Consider the following 20,658-nt stretch of genomic DNA (forward strand, 5'->3'; position numbering starts at 1 on the left):
GTCGGTTCCCGCATCCCCTGTGCACAGGCGACAGCGTACGCAGGGGTAACGGACTGCCAAACGGTCATCAACTACCAATCCGGGCATAGCGACCGGAGATCCTTACTCGCCCGTTGCCAGGTCGGCCGCCACGGGCCCCGGCGGAGCTGCTGTGATCGCTTTCACCCGGGTGCCCCTTGCTCCTGTCGACGCACCGGCCTATGGTGCTCGATATATCGAGTCGATACATCGCGGCGGCATATCGCTCCGATGCATCCGGCTCCCGGCACCGGACCCGGAAGGAGGCGAGGCGGAGATGGGCAGGCGCTCCGGCATCCTGGAATTCGCCGTCCTCGGCCTGCTGCACGACGCCCCGATGCACGGCTACGAGCTGCGCAAGCGGCTCAATGTGCTGCTGGGCTCCTTCCGCGCCTTCTCCTACGGGACGCTGTACCCCTGCCTGAAGAACCTGGTCGCCCAGGGCTTCCTGGTGGAGGACAACCCGGAAGAGGAGTACGTGCCGGCCACGGCGCTCAACGGCAAGCGGTCGAAGATCGTGTACCGGCTGACGCCGGAGGGGAAGCAGCGGTTCGAGGAGCTGCTCTCCGACTCCGGGCCCGACGCCTGGGAGGACGAGCACTTCGGCGTCCATTTCGCCTTCTTCAGCCGTACCGACAAGGCCGTCCGGATGCGGGTCCTGGAAGGGCGCCGCAGCCGGTTGGAAGAGCGCATGGAGCGGATGCGCACCGCACTCGCCCGCACTCGCGAGCGGCTGGACGACTACACCCTCGAACTGCAGCGGCACGGACTGGAGTCGGTGGAGCGGGAGGTCCGATGGCTCAACGAGCTGATCGAGACCGAGCGTGCCAACCGGACCGGCCGCGGCAGCCCCGACCTGCCGCCCGACCGGCCGGAGCGCTGACGGCGCGACGTCCGACACCGAGGTCGGCGCAGGCGCGGCAGGGGGGACTGCCGGCGACTGCATGGAGGACAGGTCCGAACAGCCCCGCGCACCGGACCGTCCGCTGAAGCAACCGAAACCGAGGACCGAGCAACGGTCCTCTTGAGAACACAGGGAGCAACCGGAATGGGTTCGGTTCGCGTAGCCATCGTGGGCGTGGGCAACTGCGCCGCGTCGCTGGTGCAGGGCGTCGAGTACTACAAGGACGCCGACCCGGCCGGCAAGGTCCCCGGCCTGATGCACGTCAAGTTCGGCGAGTACCACGTCAGCGACATCGAGTTCGTCGCCGCCTTCGACGTGGACGCCAAGAAGGTCGGCCAGGACCTGGCCCACGCCATCGTCGCCAGCGAGAACAACACCATCAAGATCTGCGACGTGCCGCCGACCGGCATCAACGTCCAGCGCGGTCACACGCTGGACGGTCTCGGCAAGTACTACCGCGAGACCATCGAGGAGTCCACCGACGAGCCGGTGGACGTCGTCCAGGTGCTCAAGGACGAGCAGGTCGACGTGCTCGTCTGCTACCTGCCGGTGGGTTCCGAGGCCGCGGCGAAGTTCTACGCCCAGTGCGCCATCGACGCCAAGGTCGCCTTCGTCAACGCCCTCCCGGTCTTCATCGCCGGCACCAAGGAGTGGGCGGACAAGTTCACCGAGGCCGGTGTGCCGATCGTCGGTGACGACATCAAGTCGCAGGTGGGCGCCACCATCACCCACCGCGTGATGGCGAAGCTGTTCGAGGACCGCGGCGTGGTGCTGGACCGCACCATGCAGCTGAACGTCGGCGGCAACATGGACTTCAAGAACATGCTGGAGCGCGACCGCCTCGAGTCCAAGAAGATCTCGAAGACGCAGGCCGTCACCTCGCAGATCAAGGACCGGGACCTGGGTGCCGGCAACGTCCACATCGGCCCGTCCGACTACGTGGCGTGGCTGGACGACCGCAAGTGGGCGTACGTCCGCCTTGAGGGCCGCGCGTTCGGCGACGTCCCGCTGAACCTGGAGTACAAGCTCGAGGTCTGGGACTCCCCGAACTCGGCCGGTGTGATCATCGACGCCGTGCGCGCCGCGAAGATCGCCAAGGACCGTGGCATCGGCGGCCCGATCCTGTCCGCTTCGTCCTACTTCATGAAGTCGCCGCCCGTCCAGTACTTCGACGACGAGGCCCGCGAGAACGTGGAGAAGTTCATCCGCGGCGACGTCGAGGCCTGAACGCCGAGCGCCACGCCCCGCGAGGGGTGAGCCCCGTCAGGGGTGCCCGCGAGGGCTGAGAGGGGCCCCCATCCGTGTCGGTCACGGGTGGGGGCCCCTCTCCGTCCGCCGGTCGGGCGGTCCATGCCACCCTGGGTGGGTGGCGATCACCGACGGGCCCACCTCCGCGCCCACCCCGCAGCAGGCAGCGCATCCCGCAGCACCGGCGGGGCGCCCGCCCCGGTCGGCCGGTCCGGCCGGGCTGTTCCGGCTGCGCGACTTCCGCCGGCTGCTGGCGGTGCGGGTGCTGGGGCAGCTGTCGGACGGCGTCTTCCAGGTATCCCTGGCCGCTTATGTGATCTTCTCTCCGGAGCAGCAGGCCACCCCGGCCGATATCGCCTCGGTGCTGGCGGTGATGCTGCTGCCGTTCTCGCTGATCGGGCCGTTCACCGGGGTGCTGCTCGACCGCTGGCGCCGCCGCCAGGTGCTGCTCCTGGGCAATCTGGTCCGGTCGGCGCTGGTGCTGGGCACCGCGCTGCTGGTGCTGGCCGGCGTACCGAACCGGTTCTTCCTGCTGGCCGCGCTGGTGGTGACGGCGGTCAACCGGTTCATCCTGGCGGGGCTCTCGGCGGCGCTGCCCCGGGTGGTGGCGGGCGACCAGTTGGTCACCGCCAACGCGGTCTCCCCGACCCTGGGCACGGTGGCGGCCACTGCGGGCGGCGGCTCGGCCTTCGTGGTCAACCTGGTGCTGCCGCGCGGCACGCCCTCGGACACCGCGCTGGTGGTGCTGGCCGCCCTGCTCTACCTGGGCGCCGCGCTCGCGGCCCGGCGGATGCCGCCCGACCTGCTGGGGCCGGTGCACCGCCCGGACCGGCCGCCGCTGCGGCAGGCCGTCGGCGAGACGGCGCGCGGCCTGCTGGACGGCGTACGGCACCTGGTACGCGACCGGCGGCCCGCCGCGCACGCGCTGGCCGCCATGACGGTCGGCCGGTTCTGCTACGGCGTGCTGCTGGTCACCGTGCTGATGCTCTGCCGGTACACCTTCAACGACCCGGCGGACACCGGCGGCGGCATGAGCACCCTGGGCGTGGCGGTGGGCCTCTCCGGCGCGGGCTTCTTCGTCGCGGCGGTGGTCAGCCCGGCGCTGACCCGGCGGCTGGGCGTCTCCGGCTGGATGGTCGGCTGCCTGGCCGCCGCCGCGCTGTGCGTCCCGGGGCTGGGGCTCACCTTCGCCCTGGTGCCCGTCATGGCGGCCGCGCTGCTGCTGGGGGTGGTCACCCAGGGCGCCAAGATCTGCACCGACACGGTGGTGCAGAGCGCGGTGGAGGACGACTACCGGGGCCGTGTCTTCGCCGTGTACGACGTGCTCTCCAATGTGTCCTTCGTGGCGGCCGCCGCGCTCACCGCACTGGTGCTGCCGCTCTCCGGGCGCTCGGTCCCGGTGCTGGTCGGCGTGGGGGTGCTGTATGCGCTGACCGCCCTCGGCTACGCACGCGCGGTGCGCCGCACCCCGCCGCCCGGCCCCTCCGAGGCGGCTGCGGCGGTCGGCTGATCCGGGCGGTTCGCCGTCGCGGGGCGGCCGGAGCCGCTACGGTGCTGGACTCGAACGCCTGTCAGTTCCGTCCACCCGCACCGGAGAGGGCCTCGTGAGCACTCCACCGCCGCCCAACCCGTACGGCCCGCCGCCGGGTCCGTACGGGTATCCGCAGCAGCCTCCGCCGCCGCCGTACGGGCAACCCCCGTATGGCCAGCCCCCGTATGGCCAGCCCCCGTACGGGCAACCGCCCTACGGGCAGCCCCCATACGGACAGCCGCAGCAGCCCCCGCCGCCGTACGGATACGGCCGGCCGCAGCCCGGCAGCTACCCACCGCCACCGCCGCCACCCCCGCCGGTCCCGCCCCGGCCGCCGCGCTGGTCGAACAGGCTCTGGCTCAAGGTGGTCGGGATCGTGGCGATACTGGGCGGCGCCTTCGTGCTGTACCTGTTCACCAAGGGCAGCAACCCCGCCTACGCCAAGATCGGTGACTGCGTACAGCACCAGGGCAGCACGGTGAAGGTCGTCTCCTGCACCGACGCCGACGCCGAGTACAGGGTGATCGGCAGATTCAGCGGCAGCCTGACCAGCAGGTGCCAGGAGGTCACCGGCACGACCATGACCTTCGGCGGCACTACGGGCAGCCGAAGGCACCGCTCCCACTATGTGCTCTGCCTCACCCGGAACAGACCCGGCAGCACCGCTCCCTGAGGGTCGGTCGGCAGCCGGCGGGCCATCACGATTCGGCCAACGGCCGTCCAACAGTCGGGATTGCCGTCCCCGATGTCAGTGGCCGCTCCTATCGTTCGGGACTGCGAACCACCTCGAACGTCAAGGGAATCATGTGACCACTCCTCCCCCGCCGCTCCCACAGCCCCCGGTGCCGGCGGATCAGAACCCGTACGCCTCACCGTTTCCGCCCCAGCCGGCGCCCGGCTACGGCGCCCCGCCGCAGGGCATGCCGGCCCCGGGGTACGGCTTCCCCCCGCCGCCGCCCGGTCAGGGGCCGATGTGCCGCTTCTGCGGTTCGGTACCGGCCGTCGAGGCCACCATCCGGGGCCACCAGGGCCTGGTGATCATCATGTGGTTCCGGTACGTGCATGGGCCGTTCTGCCGCTCCTGCGGCATCGCGACGCACCGCGAGATGACCACCCGGAGCCTGTGGCAGGGCTGGTGGTCCGTCTTCTCGATGTTCATCAACCCGATCACGATGCTGATCAACGTGCCACAGCGGCTGAAGATCAACAAGCTGCCGCCGCCGATACCCGGCTCCCCGGGCACCCCGATGCCGGTCGGCAAGCCGGTCCTCGCCCGGCCCGCCGCCTGGGTGGCGCTGGTGCCGATCATCGTGATCGGTATCATCATCGCCCCCCTGACCAGGGCGGTGATGAACGACCCGACGTACGCCGACGTCGGCGACTGCCTGCACAACAGCGGGACCATGAGCAGCCCGGACCTGGAGGTCACCGACTGCGGCGGCAGCCAGGCCGAGTACAAGGTGGTGGGCAAGCTCAGCGGCACCACGGACATCGACAGGTGCCGGCAGTTCGCGGACCAGGGCTCCGAGATCGGCTACTACCAGCAGCAGGGCTCCTCGCGCTTCGTGCTCTGCCTGGCTCCGGCCGAGGGCTGACCGACTGCGGCGGCGCGGTGCCGCCCGGCGGACGGGCCGGGCCGCACCACGCCGCCGGGCGGCGTCAGGACTGCTGCCCCGCCCACCACTCGCGGAGCGCGGCCACGGCCGCGTCGTGCTCCAGCGGGCCGTGCTCCAGCCGCAGCTCCAGCAGGTGCTTGTACGCCTGGCCGACCTCGCGGCCCGGCGGCAGGCCAAGCACCTCCATGATCTGGTTGCCGTCCAGGTCGGGGCGGATGGCGTCCAGCTGCTCCTGCTCGCGCAGCTGCGCGATCCGCTCCTCCAACGTGTCGTAGGAGCGGGAGAGCGCGGCGGCCTTCTTGCGGTTGCGGGTGGTGCAGTCCGACCGGGTCAGCTTGTGCAGCCGCTCCAGCAGCGGCCCGGCGTCGCGGACGTAGCGGCGCACCGCCGAGTCGGTCCACTCGCCGGTGCCGTAGCCGTGGAAGCGCAGGTGCAGTTCCACCAGCCGGGAGATGTCCTCGGTCAGCTCCTTGGAGTACTTGAGGTCCCGCAGCCGCCTGCGGGTCATCTTGGCGCCGACCACCTCGTGGTGGTGGAAGGAGACCCGGCCGTCGGACTCGAAGCGGCGGGTGCGGGGCTTGCCGATGTCGTGCAGCAGCGCGGCGAGCCGCAGCACCAGGTCGGGGCCGTCCGTCTCCAGGTCGATGGCCTGTTCCAGCACCGTGAGCGAGTGCTCGTACACGTCCTTGTGCCGGTGGTGCTCGTCACGCTCCAGCCGGAGGGCCGGCAGCTCGGGCAGCACATGATCGGCCAGCCCGGTGTCCACCAGCAGCCGCAGGCCCTTGCGCGGGTGCTCGGAGAGGATCAGCTTGTTGAGCTCCCCCTGGACCCGCTCGGCGGAGACGATGGTGATCCGCTCCGCCATCGCCGTCATCGCGGCGACGACCTCGGGCGCCACCTCGAAGTCCAGCTGGGCGGCGAACCGGGCGGCGCGCAGCATCCGCAGCGGGTCGTCGGAGAAGGACTCCTCCGGGGTGCCGGGGGTGCGCAGCACCCGCGCGGCGAGGTCCTCCAGGCCGTGGTGCGGGTCGATGAACACCTGGTCCGGCAGGTCGAGGGCCATCGCGTTGACCGTGAAGTCCCGGCGGACCAGGTCCTCCTCGATGGTCTCGCCGTAGGTCACCTCGGGCTTGCGGGAGGTGCGGTCGTACGCCTCGGACCGGTACGTGGTGATCTCGATCTGGAAGCTGCCGTCGGCGGTGTCCTTGCGGGCGCCGACCGTGCCGAAGGCGATGCCAACGTCCCAGACGGCGTCCGCCCAGCCCTTGACCAGCCGGAGCACCTGCTGCGGGCGGGCGTCGGTGGTGAAGTCCAGGTCGTTGCCGAGCCTGCCCAGCAGCGCGTCGCGCACCGAGCCGCCGACCAGGGCCAACCGGAAGCCCGCGTCCGCGAAGCGGCGGGCGATCTCCACGGCGACCGGGGCGACCCGCAGCAACTCCTGCACACCTCCTGCCTGCGCCTCGGTGAGGGCGCCGGAGACGGCGGGCGCCGCCTGCACGGCGGGAGCGGGGCTGCTGGGAGAGTTGACGTTAGGCACGACCCACAAGGGTACGTGCCCGCGACCGTGCCCCGCCGCCGCGTTCCACCGGCGGCCCCGGCGCAGGCCGTGGCACGGGGCGGGGCGAAGCGTCGTTACCATGCCAGGGCGCGACAACGGCGCGGCACCCTGTAGAACGTACGGCACGACACCGGCGGCAGCGACGCCGGTGCGAACGGCACCGACGAGAACGGCGAGGGCGAGGCGCGTGGGCGAGGCAGCACGGTACGCGGAGGGGGCGGGCCGCGGCCTGCGGCCGGGCGGTGCGGCCGGGCGGCTGCGCCGGACGGGCGCACTGGCGGGCGCCTGCGCGCTGGCCCTGCTCGGCGGCGCGGCCACCGCCCCGGCCGCGCAGGCCGGTGCCCGTACGGCGGCCGTGGACCGGGCCGTGGCCGCCGCGCCCGGCAAGGCGGCGGCCAAGGCCCCGGACCTGCCGGGGGCCAGCAAGGCGTCCGCCGACTATCCGGTGACCGTCTCGATCAGCTCGGTGTCGCCGACCTACCTGACCGGCGGCAGCGCCAAGGTCACCGTCACCGGCACGCTGGCCAACGGCGGCCGCAAGCCGGTGCACGATGTCCGCACCGGGGTGCGCACCGGCACCGGCCGACCGCTGGTGACCCGCAGCGAGCTGGCCGCCGTCGCCGCGCGCACCGACCCGGTGTCGGGTGACGGGCAGGAGCTGCCCGGCATCGGCGGCAAGGTGGCCGATCTGGCCCCGGGGGCCAGCCGTCAGTTCCGGATCTCGGTCAGCGCCTCGGAGCTGCACCTCTCCGCCAACGGCGTGTACGAGCTGGCGGTGGACGTACGGGGCAGCGCCGACGCGGCCGCCGAGACGCTGGGCATCGCCCGGACCTTCCTGCCGTACTACCCGTCGCAGGGCGACACCAGGAAGACCAGGATCGCCACCGTCTGGCCGGTCACCCACACCCCGGACCTGGTCCCGCAGACCTACTCCGACTCCTCGCACGCCCCGGTGCTGCGCAGCGACGACCTGGCGGCAGAGCTGGGCGTCGGCGGCCGGCTGAACGAGGTGGTGACGGCGGGCAGCAGCCTCCAGCATGTGACCTGGGCCGTCGACGGGGATGTGCTGGACACCGCGTCGGCCATGTCCAAGCCCTACCGGGTGCAGCAGGCGGACACCGCGGGGGACGGCGCCCGGCCGGACAACACCGAGGCGGGCGCCGGCGGCGACCGGGCGGGCACCTGGCTGGCGATGCTGCGGGACGCGGTGAAGAACGACGAGGTGGTCGCGCTGCCGTACGGCGATCCCGACCTGGCGTCGATCGCGCACAACGGCAGCGGTGTCCAGGGGCTGACCACGGCGCTGAGCCGGGCGAGCTCCGAGGGTTCGGTGACCACCGACTTCCTGCTCCAGACGGATTCCCGCAATGACGTCGCCTGGCCCTACCAGGGCTATGTCGACCGGCAGGTGGCAGCCACGTCGCGGCTCACCGGCGGGAAGATCGTGCTGGTCAACGGCGACAGCATGCCGACGTCGGAGTCGGTGCAGTACACGGTGAACGCCGTCCGGTCGATCGGCAAGGGCCAGAAGGCGCTGGTCTCCGACCCGACGGTCTCCGACATCTTCCAGGGCTCGCTGAGCAGCCGGGAGTCCCAGACCCTGGCGGTGCAGCGGTTCCTCGCCGAGACGCTGACCATCACACTGGAGCAGCCGAGCCACCAGCGCAGCATCCTGGTGCTGCCGCCCCGGGACCTGTCGGCGGGCGCGGCCGACGCGCTCGCCAAGGCGCTGAACGACGCCTCCGCCGGGCACTGGGCGGAGCAGGCCGGCCTCGGTACGGTGGCCGCTGCCTCGGCGGACGGCGACGCCAACACCAAGGTCCCCGCCCCCACCAAGTACCCGGAGGCGGCGCGGGCCACCGAGCTGTCCCACCGGGCGCTGGCCGCCGCCATGGGCTCCCAGGGGCAGTTGCAGATGCTGATGGGGGTACTCAGCTCGCCGGACGCGGTCCGCGAGCCGTTCGGGCAGGCCATACTGCGGGGGATGTCCACCTCCTGGCGGACGCACCGGGGTACCGGCCGGGCCTACCGGGAGGGGGTCGCGGCGTATCTCAAGACGCTCACCACGGCCGTGCGGCTGGTGGAGAAGCGGGAGAACTCGACCACCCTCTCCGGCGACTCCGGCACGATCCAGGTCAGCGTGGAGAACGGGCTGAACCAGCCGGTCTCCAACCTGGAGGTGCGGCTCTCCACCCAGTCGGCGACCCGGCTGTCCATCTACCGGCCCGATCCGGCGCAGCTGACGATCGGCGGCGAGCTGAAGAAGTCGGTCCGGTTCCCCGCCAAGGCGTCGGCCAACGGTGAGGTGACCGTCATGGCCCAGCTGTGGACCACCGGGGCCCACCCGATGCAGTACGGCGATCCGATCACCTTCAACCTCCAGGTGACCGATGTGACCAACGGCGTCATGTGGGTGATCGCCGTCGGGGTGCTGCTGACGCTGCTGGCCGGGGTCCGGTTCTACCTCCAGCGCAAGAAGCGCGGGTCGGACGGGCCGGACGAGGACGGGGACGCGCCGGTGGAGGGCGCGCCGCAGGGGGGCGCTCCGGCGGCGGACGCTCCGGCGGTCGGTGCCGAAGACCGGGATCAGACCGCTCGCAATGAGAAAGTGGGACCCTGAGCCCCGTCTTCCCGGGGAGCGGTCCCACGGGGACCCGGCACAGAGACCCAGACCAGCGAAGAGGTGGCATGAGCGCGCCGCGCGACGACAGAGCACAGGGCCGCGGACGCGGGGACGGCGTCCCGCAGGGCCGCCCCGGCGCCGCCGCGGCCCCGGGCCAGGTCCCGGACCCGTACCTGTCGGACCCGTACCTGGAGGGGACCTACGGGCGGGACCCGTACGACCAGGAGGGCCACCCCCCGCCGCCGTACGGCCAGTCGCCGTACGCGCACACCCAGACCCCCTACGCACAGCAGCAGCCGTACGACCAGGCGGCCCAGCCGCAGGAGCCGTACGCGCCGACGCCCTACGCCCAGGACCCGTACCCGGGCCCCGGCGGCCCCCAGCCGACGGCGTTCCAGGCGAACGCCTACCCGCAGGAGTACCAGCAGGGCGGCTACCCGGCGGACCGGTACGGCACCGCGCCCACGCCCGAGCAGCCGCAGCCGGCCGGTTCACCGTGGGACAGCGAGACGACCGAGTACGTCGGCATGGACGGGCTGCTCGGCGTCGCCGGACAGCCGCCGGCCCCGCAGCCGGCGCAGCAGCAGCCCCCCGGCGAGCTGTACGCGCCCAACTGGTACGGCGAGGCCGGCGGGGACAGCAACGCCGAGAACACCGGCACCATGCCGCTGATCGCGGTGGAGCCGCCGCTGGACGAGGAGCTGGCGGAGGCCGCGGCAGCCGGTGCCGCGCCCGCCAAGGGCAAGGTCGCCGGGCTGCTCGGCTCCAGCGCCGTGATGGCCGCGGGCACCCTGGTCTCGCGGGCCACCGGCTTCCTGCGCAACATGCTCATGGTCGCGGCCATCGGCGCGACCACCATGGGCGACTCCTACGCGGCGGCCAACACGCTGCCCACCCTGCTGTACATCCTTGTCGGCGGCGGCGCGCTCAACGCGGTCTTCGTGCCGCAGCTGGTGCGCAGCATGAAGAACGACGAGGACGGCGGCGTCGCCTACGCCAACCGGCTGCTCACCCTGGTGATCTGCGGCCTGGCCGGAGTGGTCTTCGTCACGGTGCTCGGCGCCCCGCTGCTGGTGCGGATGGTGGACAACGCCGCGATGTCCGACCCGGCCAGCGCCCACGCCACGGTCGCGCTGGCCCGCTACTGCCTGCCGACCATCTTCTTCATGGGCGTGCACGTGGTGATGGGGCAGATCCTCAACGCCCGGGGCCGGTTCGGCGCGATGATGTGGACCCCGGTCCTCAACAACGTCGTGGTGATCTTCTCCTTCGGGATGTACATCTGGGTGTTCGGCACCTTCCGCCACACCCAGGTCGGCCCGGCCACCATCTCCCCCGAGGGGCTGCGACTGCTCGGGGTCGGCACCCTGCTGGGCCTCACCGTCCAGGCGCTGTCGATGATCCCCTTCCTGCGCGACGCGGGCTTCCGCTACCGGCCGCGCTTCGACTGGCGCGGCCACGGCCTCGGCCACGCGGCCCGGCTGGCCCGCTGGACCTTCCTCTTCGTGCTGGCCAACCAGGCCGGCTTCCTGGTGGTCACCCAGCTGGCCACCTCGGCGGGCAAGGCCGCCGAGCAGGCGGGCTTCAAGGGCGCCGCCGGTCTGGCCGCGTTCCTCAACGCGCAGCAGATCTGGCAGCTGCCCCAGGCCGTGATCACGGTGTCCGTGATGAGCGCGGTGCTGCCCCGGATCTCCCGGGCGGCGGCGGACGGCGACGCCGGAGCGGTCCGCGACGACATCTCCCACGGGCTGCGCACCTCGGCGGTGGCGATCGTCCCGGCGGCCTTCCTCTTCCTGTCGCTGGGACCGTGGATGGGATCGGCCGTCTACGGCTTCAACGACGTCACCCAGGGCCATTCGATCGGCGTCATGCTCTCCGCCTTCGCGCTCGGCCTGATCCCGTACTCGGTGCAGTACGTGCTGCTGCGCGGCTTCTACGCGTACGAGGACACCCGTACGCCGTTCACCAACACCGTCTGGGTGGCGATCACCAACGCCGTCCTCGCCGGGCTCTGCTACGTGGTGCTGCCCGCCCGCTGGGCGGTCACCGGCATGGCGGCCGCCTACGGGCTGGCGTCGGTGGTCGGTGTGATCGTCGCGGTGCCCAAGCTCAAGCGGCGGCTCGGTGACCTGGACGGGCGGCGCGTCGGCCGGATGTACACCCGGCTGATGCTGGCCTGTGTGCCGTCCGCCGCCATCGGTTTCGGCGTCGCCAAGGCCCTCTCCCACCTGGCGTCCGGCTGGATCGGCGCCGTGGCCACCCTGGCGGTGGCCATCGTGGTGCAGCTGGCCGCCTTCGTCCTGATCGCCAAGCGGCTGCGGATCGAGGAGCTGAACGCGCTGCTCGGGATGGTGCGGGGCCGCCTCGGTCGCTGACCGTCGGCGGATGAGGGCCCCGGAACCGGGTACGCGGTTCCGGGGCCCTTTGCATACCTAGGGTCCGGACCGGGATGATCTCCTCCTACCCGGAAGCCCCCGGCCCGGAGGGCTTCCGTTCCCGCCAGGGCAACGTTCCGGCCCTCCCGCCGGTCGTACTCGGGCAGGGAGACTGGGCACAATTGTCCCTGGACGGCTTTGTACTCATCCGGGGCGATGCAAGGGGAGGCAGGACGACGGTGGCGGATCGCAGCAGGGCCGCCGTCGACGTGGTGACCGAGGACGGCGCGGGTGGGACCGCCGCAGCTCCCGGCAGCACGGACGACGGACGGACGGCCCCAGGCAGTCGGCATCAGGAGTCCACCCGATCGGACGAAGCGGAGGCGGCGAAGCCCGACACCGCCGAGGCGGCGGACGACGGCCCGACGGCGGACGGCGGCCCGGCCGAAGACGATCCCGCCGAGGACAAGGCCGCCGAGGAAGGGGCCGCCGAGGAAGGGCCCGCCGACGAGCAGGCCGAGGACGCCCCGGCGGACGACGACCCGGCTGCGGGCTCTCCGGCTGTGGAAGCCGCCGTACTCGCGCCCGCCGAGGACGCCCCGGCGGAGAGCGCCACGCCCGAGGCCGGCACCGATCCGGTGCCCACCCTGCGGCCCGTCCCGGTCCGGCACAGCGGCGACAAGGTCGCCAACCGCTACCGCCTGGAGGAGTGCATCTCCCAGGCCGGTGTCTTCACCAGCTGGCGCGCGGTCGACGAGAAGCTGCGCCGCGCCGTCGGCATCCACCTGCTGGCCGCCGGGCACGAGCGGTCCCGGGCCGTGCTGGCCGCCGCCCGCCGCGCCGCGCTCCTCGGGGACCTGCGCTTCGTCCAGGTCCTCGACGCGGTGACCGACGGCGACCTGGTCTACATCGTCCGCGAGTGGCTGCCCGACGCCACCGACCTGGCCAGCCTGCTCGCCACCGGTCCGATGGAGCCGTACGACGCCTACCGGATGGTTCGGCAGGTCACCGACGCGGTCGCCGTGGCCCACCGTCGGGGCCAGTCGCACCTGCGGCTCACCCCGACCTGCGTGCTGCGCACCGACAGCGGCCAGTACCGGATCAACGGCCTCGCGGTGGACGCCGCCCTGCACGGCCTCAGCGACGAGCAGGCCGAGCTGGACGACACCCGGGCGATCGGCGCGCTGCTGTACGCGGCGCTGGCCCACCGCTGGCCCTACCCCGAGGACAAGTACGACCTCCAGGGCATGCCCAAGGAGATCGGCTGCGTACCGCCGGACCAGGTCCGGGCGGGGGTGCACCGCGGCCTGTCGGAGATCGCCGTACGGGCCCTGTGCGACGAGCCGCCGCGCCACCTGGCGCCCATCACCACCCCGGAGGAGCTGGCCAAGGCCATCGCCCTGCTGCCCAAGGTGCGCCCCCCGGAGCCCGAGCCCGTCCTCCCGGTCTACACCGCGCCCAGCTACCCGCAGCAGCAGCCCACCCACGCCCGCTCCAGCTACCCGCCGCCGACCGCCGCCCGGCCCCGCCCGGTGGCGCCCGCAGCCGCCGCACCCCCGGCCGCACCGCCCGTCGCCCGGCGCGGTCGCGGTCGCGGCCGCCGGGTGGTCAAGTGGGGCGCCTCCGCGCTGCTGCTGGTCGCCCTCGGCCTCGGCAGCTGGCAGCTGGCCACCCAGTTCCTCGACCGGGACGGCGACACCGGGGACAGCACCCACAGCACCTCCTCCGAGGTCGAGAGCAGCGGCAAGCCGACCCCGACCAAGAGCGCGCCCCAGCCGCTGCCGGTCGTGCACGCCACCGACTTCGACCCGTTCGGCAGCGACCGCAGCGAGAAGCCGCAGGACATACCCAAGGCCTTCGACGGCGACCCCTCGACCTACTGGCGGACCGACGGCTACACCCGGGCCGACTTCGGCGGCGTCAAGCCGGGCGTGGGCATCATCCTCGACCTCGGCAGCGCCAAGAACGTCGCCGCCGTGACCGTCCGGTTCGGTGGCTCGACCAAGGTGACGCTGCTCGCGGCGCCGCCGGACGCGACCAGCGCCCCGAGCAGCTTCGACGGCTTCACCCCGCTCACCGACGGCTCGGGCACCGATGTCTCCCTGAAGCCCGCCAAGCCGACCAAGTCCCGCTTCCTGCTGGTCTGGCTGACCGAGCTGCCCGCGACGGACAGCGGCAGCCTGCCCTACCGGGGCCAGGTATCCGAGATCAAGGTCAGCGGCTGACGGGCAGGACGACCACAGGAGGGGGCGCGGTGGACCCGACGCCCGACGACGGCGCCCGCGACACGCCCGCCGAGGCCGCCCCGCCCGGCGACGCCCACCCGCCCAGCGACGCCCACCCACCGAGCGCCCGCCCACTGACCGACAAGGAACTCCTCGCCCGACATGCGGCCGGCGACCACGACGCCTTCGGCGAGCTGGTGCGCCGCCACCGCGACCGGCTCTGGGCGGTGGCACTGCGCACGCTCGGCGACCGGGAGGAGGCCGCCGACGCGCTCCAGGACGCCCTGGTCTCCGCCTTCCGCGCCGCCCACACCTTCCAGGGCCGCTCCGCCGTCACCACCTGGCTGCACCGGATCGTCGTCAACGCCTGCCTGGACCGGGCCCGCCGCTCGGCGTCCCGGCGCACCGACCCGCTGGACGACGGCCGACCGTCCGCCGACGCCCTGCTCGGCACCGACGAACCGGCCGACGCCCCCGTGGTCCGTGGCGAGCTGCGCCGCGAGCTCGCCCTCGCCCTGGCCTCGCTGCCCATCGAACAGCGCAGCGCCCTGGTGCTGGTCGACATGCAGGGCTACCCGGTGGCCGAGGCCGCCGTGCTGCTCGGCGTGCCCACCGGGACGGTCAAGAGCCGCTGCGCCCGGGGCCGGGCCCGGCTGCTGCCGCTGCTTCGGCATCTGCGCACCGACGAGGACGGGCCGCCGGGCACTGTTTCACGTGAAACCGAGGTCCGTGTTTCACGTGAAACACGGACCCGGGCGGGCACCGCCCCGCCGTCCGCCACCGGGGGGAACCTCCCGGCGGGCGGTACCGTCCGAGAGAGGGGCAGCGCACTGCCGACCGGAGATCTGACCACAGGAGGAGGTGCAGCACCAGCATGACGCCGATCACACCGGGTTCCGGCCCGACCGAACCACCGCTGCCCGACCCCGCCGGTTCCGCCGACCCAGCCGACCACCCGGCGGTCGAGGAGATCTCCGACCTCACCGAGGACCTGCTGACCCCCGCGGCCGCCGAGACGGTCCGTGCCCACCTGGCCGGCTGTACCGAGTGCACCGACACCCGGGACGCCCTGCTGGAGATCCGTGCCCTGCTGGGCCGCACCGAGGCGCCGCCCCTGCCTGCGGACATCGCGGACCGGATCGACGCCGCACTCGCGGCCGAGGCCGCCGCCCCCACCGACACCGCCGCTGCCGAGCCCGGCCCCCCGGTCCGGGATCGGACCCGACCCGGCGGCGGGCCCGGTCTTGCGACCGGCCCCGGCCGGGGGCCCAGGCGCCGCCGGACCGGTCGGCTGCTGCTCGCCACGGCCGCCGTGGCCGCCGCCATCGGCCTGGGCGGAGTGCTCATCCACACACTCCAAACCGACCACGTCCGCTCGACCAGTGCCCTCAAGGACGCCGCCGGGGCCACCGCCGCGCCCCAGCGAGCCTTCACGGCACGGCAGCCGCACGGTGTCGCGTCCGACCAGCTGGCCGCCCAGAGCCGTGGCACCGGCACTGCGTACACCGAGCAGGGCCTCGACTCCCAGATCGGGCGACTGATGAGCGGCCCGGGTGCTCGCCCGGCGAACGGGACGGCCACCGCGCCCCTCCCCGACTGCGTGCTCCAGGCCACCGGCCGGCCCGCCGACCAGCCGCTCGCCACCGACCTGGGCACCTTCCAGGGCGGTCCGGTCGCCGTGGTCGTGTACGCCGCCGCGCAACCGGTCGGCGCACTGGACGTCTTCCTGGTCGACCCCGACTGCGAACAGGTCGCCCCGGCCGACCCCGGCACCGTCCGACTGCACCGCACCCTGACCCCCGCACCCTGACCTCGCCCCCTGACTCCCGTGCCCCGCCGCCCCCAGCGGACCTGAGGCACCGAAGGACCTGGCCATTCCGGCGAACTGCGCCGGACCGGTGGCGTGCCCGGAGCCGGGAATGCGAGAGGATGGTGAACCGTTGAATCGGCGGCGGAGCAGACCGCCCTCCCGCAGACCTCGCGGGCCGCGATGCGAACCAGGAGATGCAGTGAGCGACGTCCGTAACGTGATCATCATTGGCTCCGGCCCGGCCGGTTACACGGCCGCTCTCTACACCGCCCGCGCCTCTCTGAAGCCACTGGTCTTCGAGGGCGCGGTCTCCGCCGGCGGCGCTCTGATGAACACCACCGAGGTCGAGAACTTCCCGGGCTACCGCGACGGCATCATGGGTCCCGACCTGATGGACAACATGCGCGCCCAGGCCGAGCGCTTCGGCGCCGAGCTGATCCCGGACGACATCGTCGAGGTCGACCTGACCGGTGACATCAAGACCGTCACCGACTCGGTCGGCACCGTGCACCGCGCCAAGGCGGTCATCGTCACCACCGGCTCCCACTACCGCAAGCTCGGGCTGTCCCGCGAGGAGGAGCTGTCCGGTCGCGGCGTCTCCTGGTGTGCCACCTGTGACGGCTTCTTCTTCCGCGACCAGGACATCGTGGTGGTCGGCGGCGGCGACACCGCCCTGGAGGAGGCCACCTTCCTCACCCGCTTCGCCAAGTCGGTCACCCTGGTCCACCGCCGGGACACCCTGCGCGCCTCCAAGGCGATGCAGGAGCGGGCGTTCGCCGACGAGAAGATCTCCTTCGCCTGGAACAGCACGGTCGAGGCGATCCACGGCGACCCCAAGCTCAGCGGCGTCACACTGCGCGACACCGTCACCGGGGAGACCCGAGAGCTGCCGGTCACCGGTCTCTTCATCGCGATCGGCCACGACCCGCGCACCGACCTGTTCAAGGGCCAGCTGGACCTGGACGAGGAGGGCTACCTCAAGGTCGAGGCCCCCAGCACCCGGACCAACCTGACCGGCGTCTTCGCCGCCGGCGACGTGGTGGACCACACCTACCGGCAGGCCATCACGGCGGCCGGCACCGGTTGCGCCGCCGCTCTGGACGCCGAGCGCTACCTGGCCGCGCTGGTGGAGGCCGCCCCGGAGCACGTCCGTGAGCCGGAGCAGGCCGCCGCAGCCCTCTGAAGCCGCAGCCCACGGTTTCACGTGAAACAGATCCGACCCATCGGTTGTTGTTTCACGTGAAACCGTGGACCACGACCCACCCCGCGCACCTCGACACACATCTAGGAGTTCCCGTGGCCGGCGCCACCATCACCGTCACCGATGAGACCTTCGAGGCCGAGGTCCTCAAGAGCGACAAGCCCGTCATCGTCGACTTCTGGGCGGCCTGGTGCGGCCCGTGCCGCCAGATCGCCCCGGCTCTGGAGGAGATCGCGGGCGAGTACACCGACCAGATCACCGTCGCCAAGCTCGACATCGACGCCAACCCGTCGGTGCCCGCGAAGTACGGCGTGCTGTCGATCCCGACGCTCAACGTCTACCAGAACGGCGAGGTCGTGAAGACCATCGTCGGTGCCAAGCCCAAGGCCCTGCTGCTCAAGGACCTGGCTCCGTTCCTCTCCCAGAAGTGAGAACGGTCGGCAGCTAGCGCGGCTGAGGCGGCCCACCCCACGGGGGTGGGCCGCCTCAGCCGTCTCCACCGCCTCCGGGCCCCGCCCGGACCGGCCCAGCCCGGCCCGGCCCTACAGCGGCCGCAGCGCGGGCTCCTTGCGGGTGGCCCCCAGCAGCCGTTCCAGCGCGACCTCCACATCCCCCTTCCAGGAGATGGCGGAGCGCACCTCCAGCCGCAGCCGGGGGTACCGATGGTGCGGCCGTACCGTCTTGAAGCCCACGGCCAGCAGGTGTTCGGCGGGCAGCACACAACCGGGCGCCTCCCAGCGGGCGTCCCCGAAGGCCTCCACCGCCTTGAAGCCACGCCGCACCAGATCCTTGGCCACCGTCTGCACCAACACCCGGCCGATCCCCTGCCCCTGATACCCCGGCAGCACCCGCGCCGTGATCAGCTGCACGGCGTCCGGCGACACGGGGCTGGTGGGGAAGGCGAGCGAGCGGGGCACATAGGCGGGCGGCGCGTAGAGCACAAAGCCCACCGGGGTGGCATCCACATAGACGACCCGGCCGCAGGACCCCCAGTCCAGCAGCACACCGGAGATCCAGGACTCCTTTTCCAGCTCCGGTTTGCCGCCCTGCACCGCCGCCTCGCCGCTCACCGGGTCCAGTTCCCAGAAGACACAGGAGCGGCAGGTCGTCGGCAGATCCGAGAGGTTGTCGAGCGTCAGCGGAGCGATCCTGCGTCCCATGCCTCACACCTTCACGCGGCCACCGCCGGAAACGCAAGCAGCCAATCGTCCTGACGCGGCATCCGGGCCCCACCTCCCCGGGTGGTGGCGGCACGCAAGAGGGGCCGGTGCCGGTTTCACGTGGAACATCGTTCCCTGTGTACCCGGCCCGGCCCCACCACATTCCAATGGCTAACCCTGGTCGGCGGAGTCGTCGGCCGCAGTGTCCGCCGGCCCCTCCGGCGCTTCGCCGCGCAGCGAGTCCTCACCGGGGGCCAGGCTGTCCAGGATGCGGTTCAGATCCTCGACCGAGGCGAACTCCACCACGATCTTCCCCTTGCCGATCTTCCCATTGCGCTGGCCGACCTCGACCTTCACCCGGGTCTCGAACCGGTCCGAGAGCCGGGATGCCAGCTCACCGAAGGCCGGGGAGATCCGGCCGCCGGGCCGGGGGCCGGAGCGCGGCCGGCGCTGGCCCATGGTCCGCACCATCTCCTCGACGGTACGCACCGACAGCCCCTCGGCATTGATCCGCAGCGCCAGCTTCTCCTGGGCCTCCAGATCCTCCAGCTGCATCAGCGCCCTGGCGTGCCCGGCGGAGATCACCCCCGCCGCGAGCTTGCGCTGCACCACAGGGGACGCCTTGAGCAGCCGCAGCGTGTTGGACACCTGGGGCCGGGAGCGGCCGATGCGGTCCGCCAGCTCCTCATGGGTGCAGCCGAAGTCCTGGAGCAGCTGGTCATAGGCGGCCGCCTCCTCCAGCGGGTTCAGCTCCGCCCGGTGCAGGTTCTCCAGCAGCGCGTCCAGCAGCAGCTTCTCGTCCTCGGTGGCCCGGACGATGGCGGGGATGGCCTCAAGGCCCGCCTCCCGCGAAGCCCGCCAGCGGCGCTCGCCCATGATGAGCTCATAGCGCTCGGCACCGACCTGCCGCACCACCACCGGCTGGAGCAGGCCCACCTCCTTGATCGAGGTGACCAGCTCCTGGAGCTTCTCCTCGTCGAACAGCTCACGGGGCTGCCTCGGGTTGGGCGTGATGGCGTCCAACGGCAGCTCGGCGAACCGGGCCCCGGCCACCGGCGCCAGCTCCACAGCTTGCTCCGGCACAGTGGGCTGCTCCGGCACCGCGGGCTGCGACCGCTTGGCACGGGAGGCCCCGGCCGCCGCCTTGGCCGCCACCGTCCCGCGATCGGCCGGCAGCACCGGCACCGCAGTGGGGGAGGCGGCGCCGGGGGAGATCAGGGTCCGCCCGTTCGGCAGCACATGGGGGGCCGGCGCAGCCGGCTGCTCCCCCTCCACTCCCACCGACGCGGGCGGAATCAGCGCCCCGAGCCCTCGGCCCAGACCCACCCTGCGACTACTCACCGGTTGCCCTCCATCGTGCTGTGCTCCTCGATCGGTCCGGCCTGCACGCCGACTCCGTAGTCGTAACCGCGCGCAGCCGCCGCGCCGGGACCCGGCACCGAGACACTGCGCAGCGCGATCTCCCGGGCCGCCTCCAGGTAGGACAGCGCCCCGCTGGAACCCGGGTCATAGGTGAGGACCGTCTGCCCGTAGCTGGGGGCCTCCGAGATCCGCACCGAGCGCGGGATCGCGGTGCGCAGCACCTCCTTCTGGAAGTGGGTGCGCACCTCGTCCGCCACCTGGGCGGCCAGCCTGGTCCGCGCGTCGTACATGGTGAGCAGGATGGTGGAGACATGCAGCTGCGGGTTGAGGTGCGCTCGTACCAGCTCCACATTGCGCAGCAGCTGGCCCAGCCCCTCCAGCGCGTAGTACTCGCACTGGATGGGGATCAGCACCTCGCGTCCGGCCACCAGGGCGTTCACCGTGAGCAGGCCGAGCGAGGGCGGGCAGTCGATCAGGACGTAGTCCAGCGGCTGCTCATATGCCTCGATGGCCCGCTGGAGCCGGCTCTCCCGGGCCACCAGGGAGACCAACTCGATCTCGGCGCCGGCCAGGTCGATGGTGGCCGGGACGCAGAACAGCCCCTCGACGTCCACCACCGGCTGGACGACATCGGCCAGCGGCTTGCCCTCCACCAGCACGTCGTAGATCGACGGCACCTCGGCATGGTGGTCGACCCCCAGCGCGGTGGAGGCATTGCCCTGCGGGTCGAGGTCGACCACCAGCACCCGGCCACCGTGCATCGCCAGTGAGGCGGCCAGGTTGACCGTGGTGGTCGTCTTGCCGACGCCACCCTTCTGATTGGCGACCACGATCACCCTGGTCTGCGCCGGGCGCGGCAGTCGCTCACCGGTACGGCCTCTGGCCTCCACCGCGAGCTGGGCGGCCCGCCCGATGGGGGTGTCGTAGACGGGCCCGGCGTCGACCGGGCCGGGAGACTCGGAGTCCTGCATGCGGGCCAGTGTTTCACGTGAAACATCGGTGCTGCGGCCGGGGGAGAGGTCACCCC

General features: G+C 72.4%; 16 protein-coding genes. 12 read left to right on the top strand and 4 right to left on the bottom strand.

Features of this window, described 5'->3' with window-relative positions:
- Positions 1 to 295: 295 nt before the first annotated feature.
- From ACIQGZ_RS01145 to ACIQGZ_RS01165, 5 genes are all read left to right on the top strand, one after another.
- Positions 296 to 901 (top strand): helix-turn-helix transcriptional regulator, encoded by a 606-nt coding sequence (locus tag ACIQGZ_RS01145; protein ID WP_402598521.1) that lies wholly within the window; start codon positions 296 to 298, stop codon positions 899 to 901.
- 165 nt (positions 902 to 1,066) lie between these two features.
- Positions 1,067 to 2,149 (top strand): inositol-3-phosphate synthase, encoded by a 1,083-nt coding sequence (locus ACIQGZ_RS01150; RefSeq protein ID WP_402598522.1) that lies wholly within the window; start codon positions 1,067 to 1,069, stop codon positions 2,147 to 2,149.
- Positions 2,150 to 2,390: 241 nt separating this feature from the next.
- Positions 2,391 to 3,680 (top strand): MFS transporter, encoded by a 1,290-nt coding sequence (locus ACIQGZ_RS01155; protein WP_402599940.1) that lies wholly within the window; start codon positions 2,391 to 2,393, stop codon positions 3,678 to 3,680.
- Positions 3,681 to 4,077: 397 nt separating this feature from the next.
- The gene (locus ACIQGZ_RS01160; protein WP_402598524.1) at positions 4,078 to 4,374 is read left to right on the top strand and encodes a hypothetical protein; all 297 of its coding nucleotides are present in this window, start codon (positions 4,078 to 4,080) and stop codon (positions 4,372 to 4,374) included.
- Between the two features lie 298 nt (positions 4,375 to 4,672).
- A complete protein-coding gene (locus tag ACIQGZ_RS01165; RefSeq protein WP_402598525.1) occupies positions 4,673 to 5,296 on the top strand; it encodes a hypothetical protein in 624 nt (207 codons plus the stop codon).
- Between the two features lie 64 nt (positions 5,297 to 5,360).
- Here ACIQGZ_RS01165 and ACIQGZ_RS01170 read toward each other — a convergent pair whose 3' ends face one another.
- Positions 5,361 to 6,854, bottom strand: a complete 1,494-nt coding sequence (locus ACIQGZ_RS01170; RefSeq protein WP_402598526.1) for a CCA tRNA nucleotidyltransferase — start codon at positions 6,852 to 6,854, stop codon at positions 5,361 to 5,363.
- A gap of 208 nt (positions 6,855 to 7,062) precedes the next feature.
- Between ACIQGZ_RS01170 and ACIQGZ_RS01175 the strand changes: the two genes are divergently transcribed.
- The 7 genes from ACIQGZ_RS01175 to trxA all read left to right on the top strand — a co-directional run bounded on the left by ACIQGZ_RS01175 (position 7,063) and on the right by trxA (position 17,540).
- The gene (locus tag ACIQGZ_RS01175; protein WP_402598528.1) at positions 7,063 to 9,495 is read left to right on the top strand and encodes a DUF6049 family protein; all 2,433 of its coding nucleotides are present in this window, start codon (positions 7,063 to 7,065) and stop codon (positions 9,493 to 9,495) included.
- 68 nt (positions 9,496 to 9,563) lie between these two features.
- Positions 9,564 to 11,873, top strand: a complete 2,310-nt coding sequence (murJ, locus tag ACIQGZ_RS01180; RefSeq protein WP_402598530.1) for a murein biosynthesis integral membrane protein MurJ — start codon at positions 9,564 to 9,566, stop codon at positions 11,871 to 11,873.
- 239 nt (positions 11,874 to 12,112) lie between these two features.
- A complete protein-coding gene (locus tag ACIQGZ_RS01185) occupies positions 12,113 to 14,098 on the top strand; it encodes a protein kinase family protein (RefSeq protein WP_402598532.1) in 1,986 nt (661 codons plus the stop codon).
- Between the two features lie 134 nt (positions 14,099 to 14,232).
- Entirely contained in the window at positions 14,233 to 14,976 is a 744-nt protein-coding gene (gene sigM / locus ACIQGZ_RS01190) for an RNA polymerase sigma factor SigM (protein ID WP_402599941.1), read from the top strand.
- Positions 14,973 to 15,908, top strand: coding sequence for an anti-sigma factor family protein (locus ACIQGZ_RS01195; protein ID WP_402598533.1), 936 nt, complete (start codon positions 14,973 to 14,975; stop codon positions 15,906 to 15,908). The genes sigM and ACIQGZ_RS01195 overlap by 4 nt, the downstream gene beginning before the upstream one ends.
- Before the next feature lie 199 nt (positions 15,909 to 16,107).
- Complete coding sequence (gene trxB / locus ACIQGZ_RS01200; RefSeq protein WP_402598535.1) at positions 16,108 to 17,091, top strand: thioredoxin-disulfide reductase; 984 nt, start codon at positions 16,108 to 16,110, stop codon at positions 17,089 to 17,091.
- 113 nt (positions 17,092 to 17,204) lie between these two features.
- Positions 17,205 to 17,540, top strand: a complete 336-nt coding sequence (trxA, locus tag ACIQGZ_RS01205; protein ID WP_402598536.1) for a thioredoxin — start codon at positions 17,205 to 17,207, stop codon at positions 17,538 to 17,540.
- A 111-nt stretch (positions 17,541 to 17,651) separates the two neighbouring features.
- Here the strand turns inward: trxA and ACIQGZ_RS01210 are convergent, their stop codons facing one another.
- The 3 genes from ACIQGZ_RS01210 to ACIQGZ_RS01220 form a co-directional block, all read right to left on the bottom strand.
- Complete coding sequence (locus ACIQGZ_RS01210) at positions 17,652 to 18,269, bottom strand: GNAT family N-acetyltransferase (RefSeq protein WP_402598537.1); 618 nt, start codon at positions 18,267 to 18,269, stop codon at positions 17,652 to 17,654.
- A gap of 171 nt (positions 18,270 to 18,440) precedes the next feature.
- Entirely contained in the window at positions 18,441 to 19,610 is a 1,170-nt protein-coding gene (locus ACIQGZ_RS01215; RefSeq protein WP_402598538.1) for a ParB/RepB/Spo0J family partition protein, read from the bottom strand.
- Positions 19,607 to 20,602 carry a ParA family protein gene (locus tag ACIQGZ_RS01220; RefSeq protein WP_402598539.1) on the bottom strand — a complete coding sequence of 332 codons (996 nt, stop codon included), beginning with the start codon at positions 20,600 to 20,602 and terminating at the stop codon, positions 19,607 to 19,609. Before ACIQGZ_RS01220 ends, ACIQGZ_RS01215 begins: the two co-directional genes overlap by 4 nt.
- Positions 20,603 to 20,658: the final 56 nt, after the last annotated feature.

This window comes from Streptomyces sp. NPDC092296, assembly GCF_044755465.1.
Classification (GTDB): domain Bacteria; phylum Actinomycetota; class Actinomycetes; order Streptomycetales; family Streptomycetaceae; genus Peterkaempfera.

What these genes read in the sequence shown, in the direction of transcription:
- ACIQGZ_RS01210 (WP_402598537.1), bottom strand. Translation starts at nt 18,269, where the DNA reads ATGGGACGCAGGATCGCTCCGCTGACGCTCGACAACCTCTCGGATCTG.
- ACIQGZ_RS01165 (WP_402598525.1), top strand. Translation starts at nt 4,673, where the DNA reads ATGTGCCGCTTCTGCGGTTCGGTACCGGCCGTCGAGGCCACCATCCGG.
- ACIQGZ_RS01150 (WP_402598522.1), top strand. Translation starts at nt 1,067, where the DNA reads ATGGGTTCGGTTCGCGTAGCCATCGTGGGCGTGGGCAACTGCGCCGCG.
- ACIQGZ_RS01145 (WP_402598521.1), top strand. Translation starts at nt 296, where the DNA reads ATGGGCAGGCGCTCCGGCATCCTGGAATTCGCCGTCCTCGGCCTGCTG.
- ACIQGZ_RS01220 (WP_402598539.1), bottom strand. Translation starts at nt 20,602, where the DNA reads ATGCAGGACTCCGAGTCTCCCGGCCCGGTCGACGCCGGGCCCGTCTAC.
- murJ (WP_402598530.1), top strand. Translation starts at nt 9,564, where the DNA reads ATGAGCGCGCCGCGCGACGACAGAGCACAGGGCCGCGGACGCGGGGAC.
- ACIQGZ_RS01195 (WP_402598533.1), top strand. Translation starts at nt 14,973, where the DNA reads ATGACGCCGATCACACCGGGTTCCGGCCCGACCGAACCACCGCTGCCC.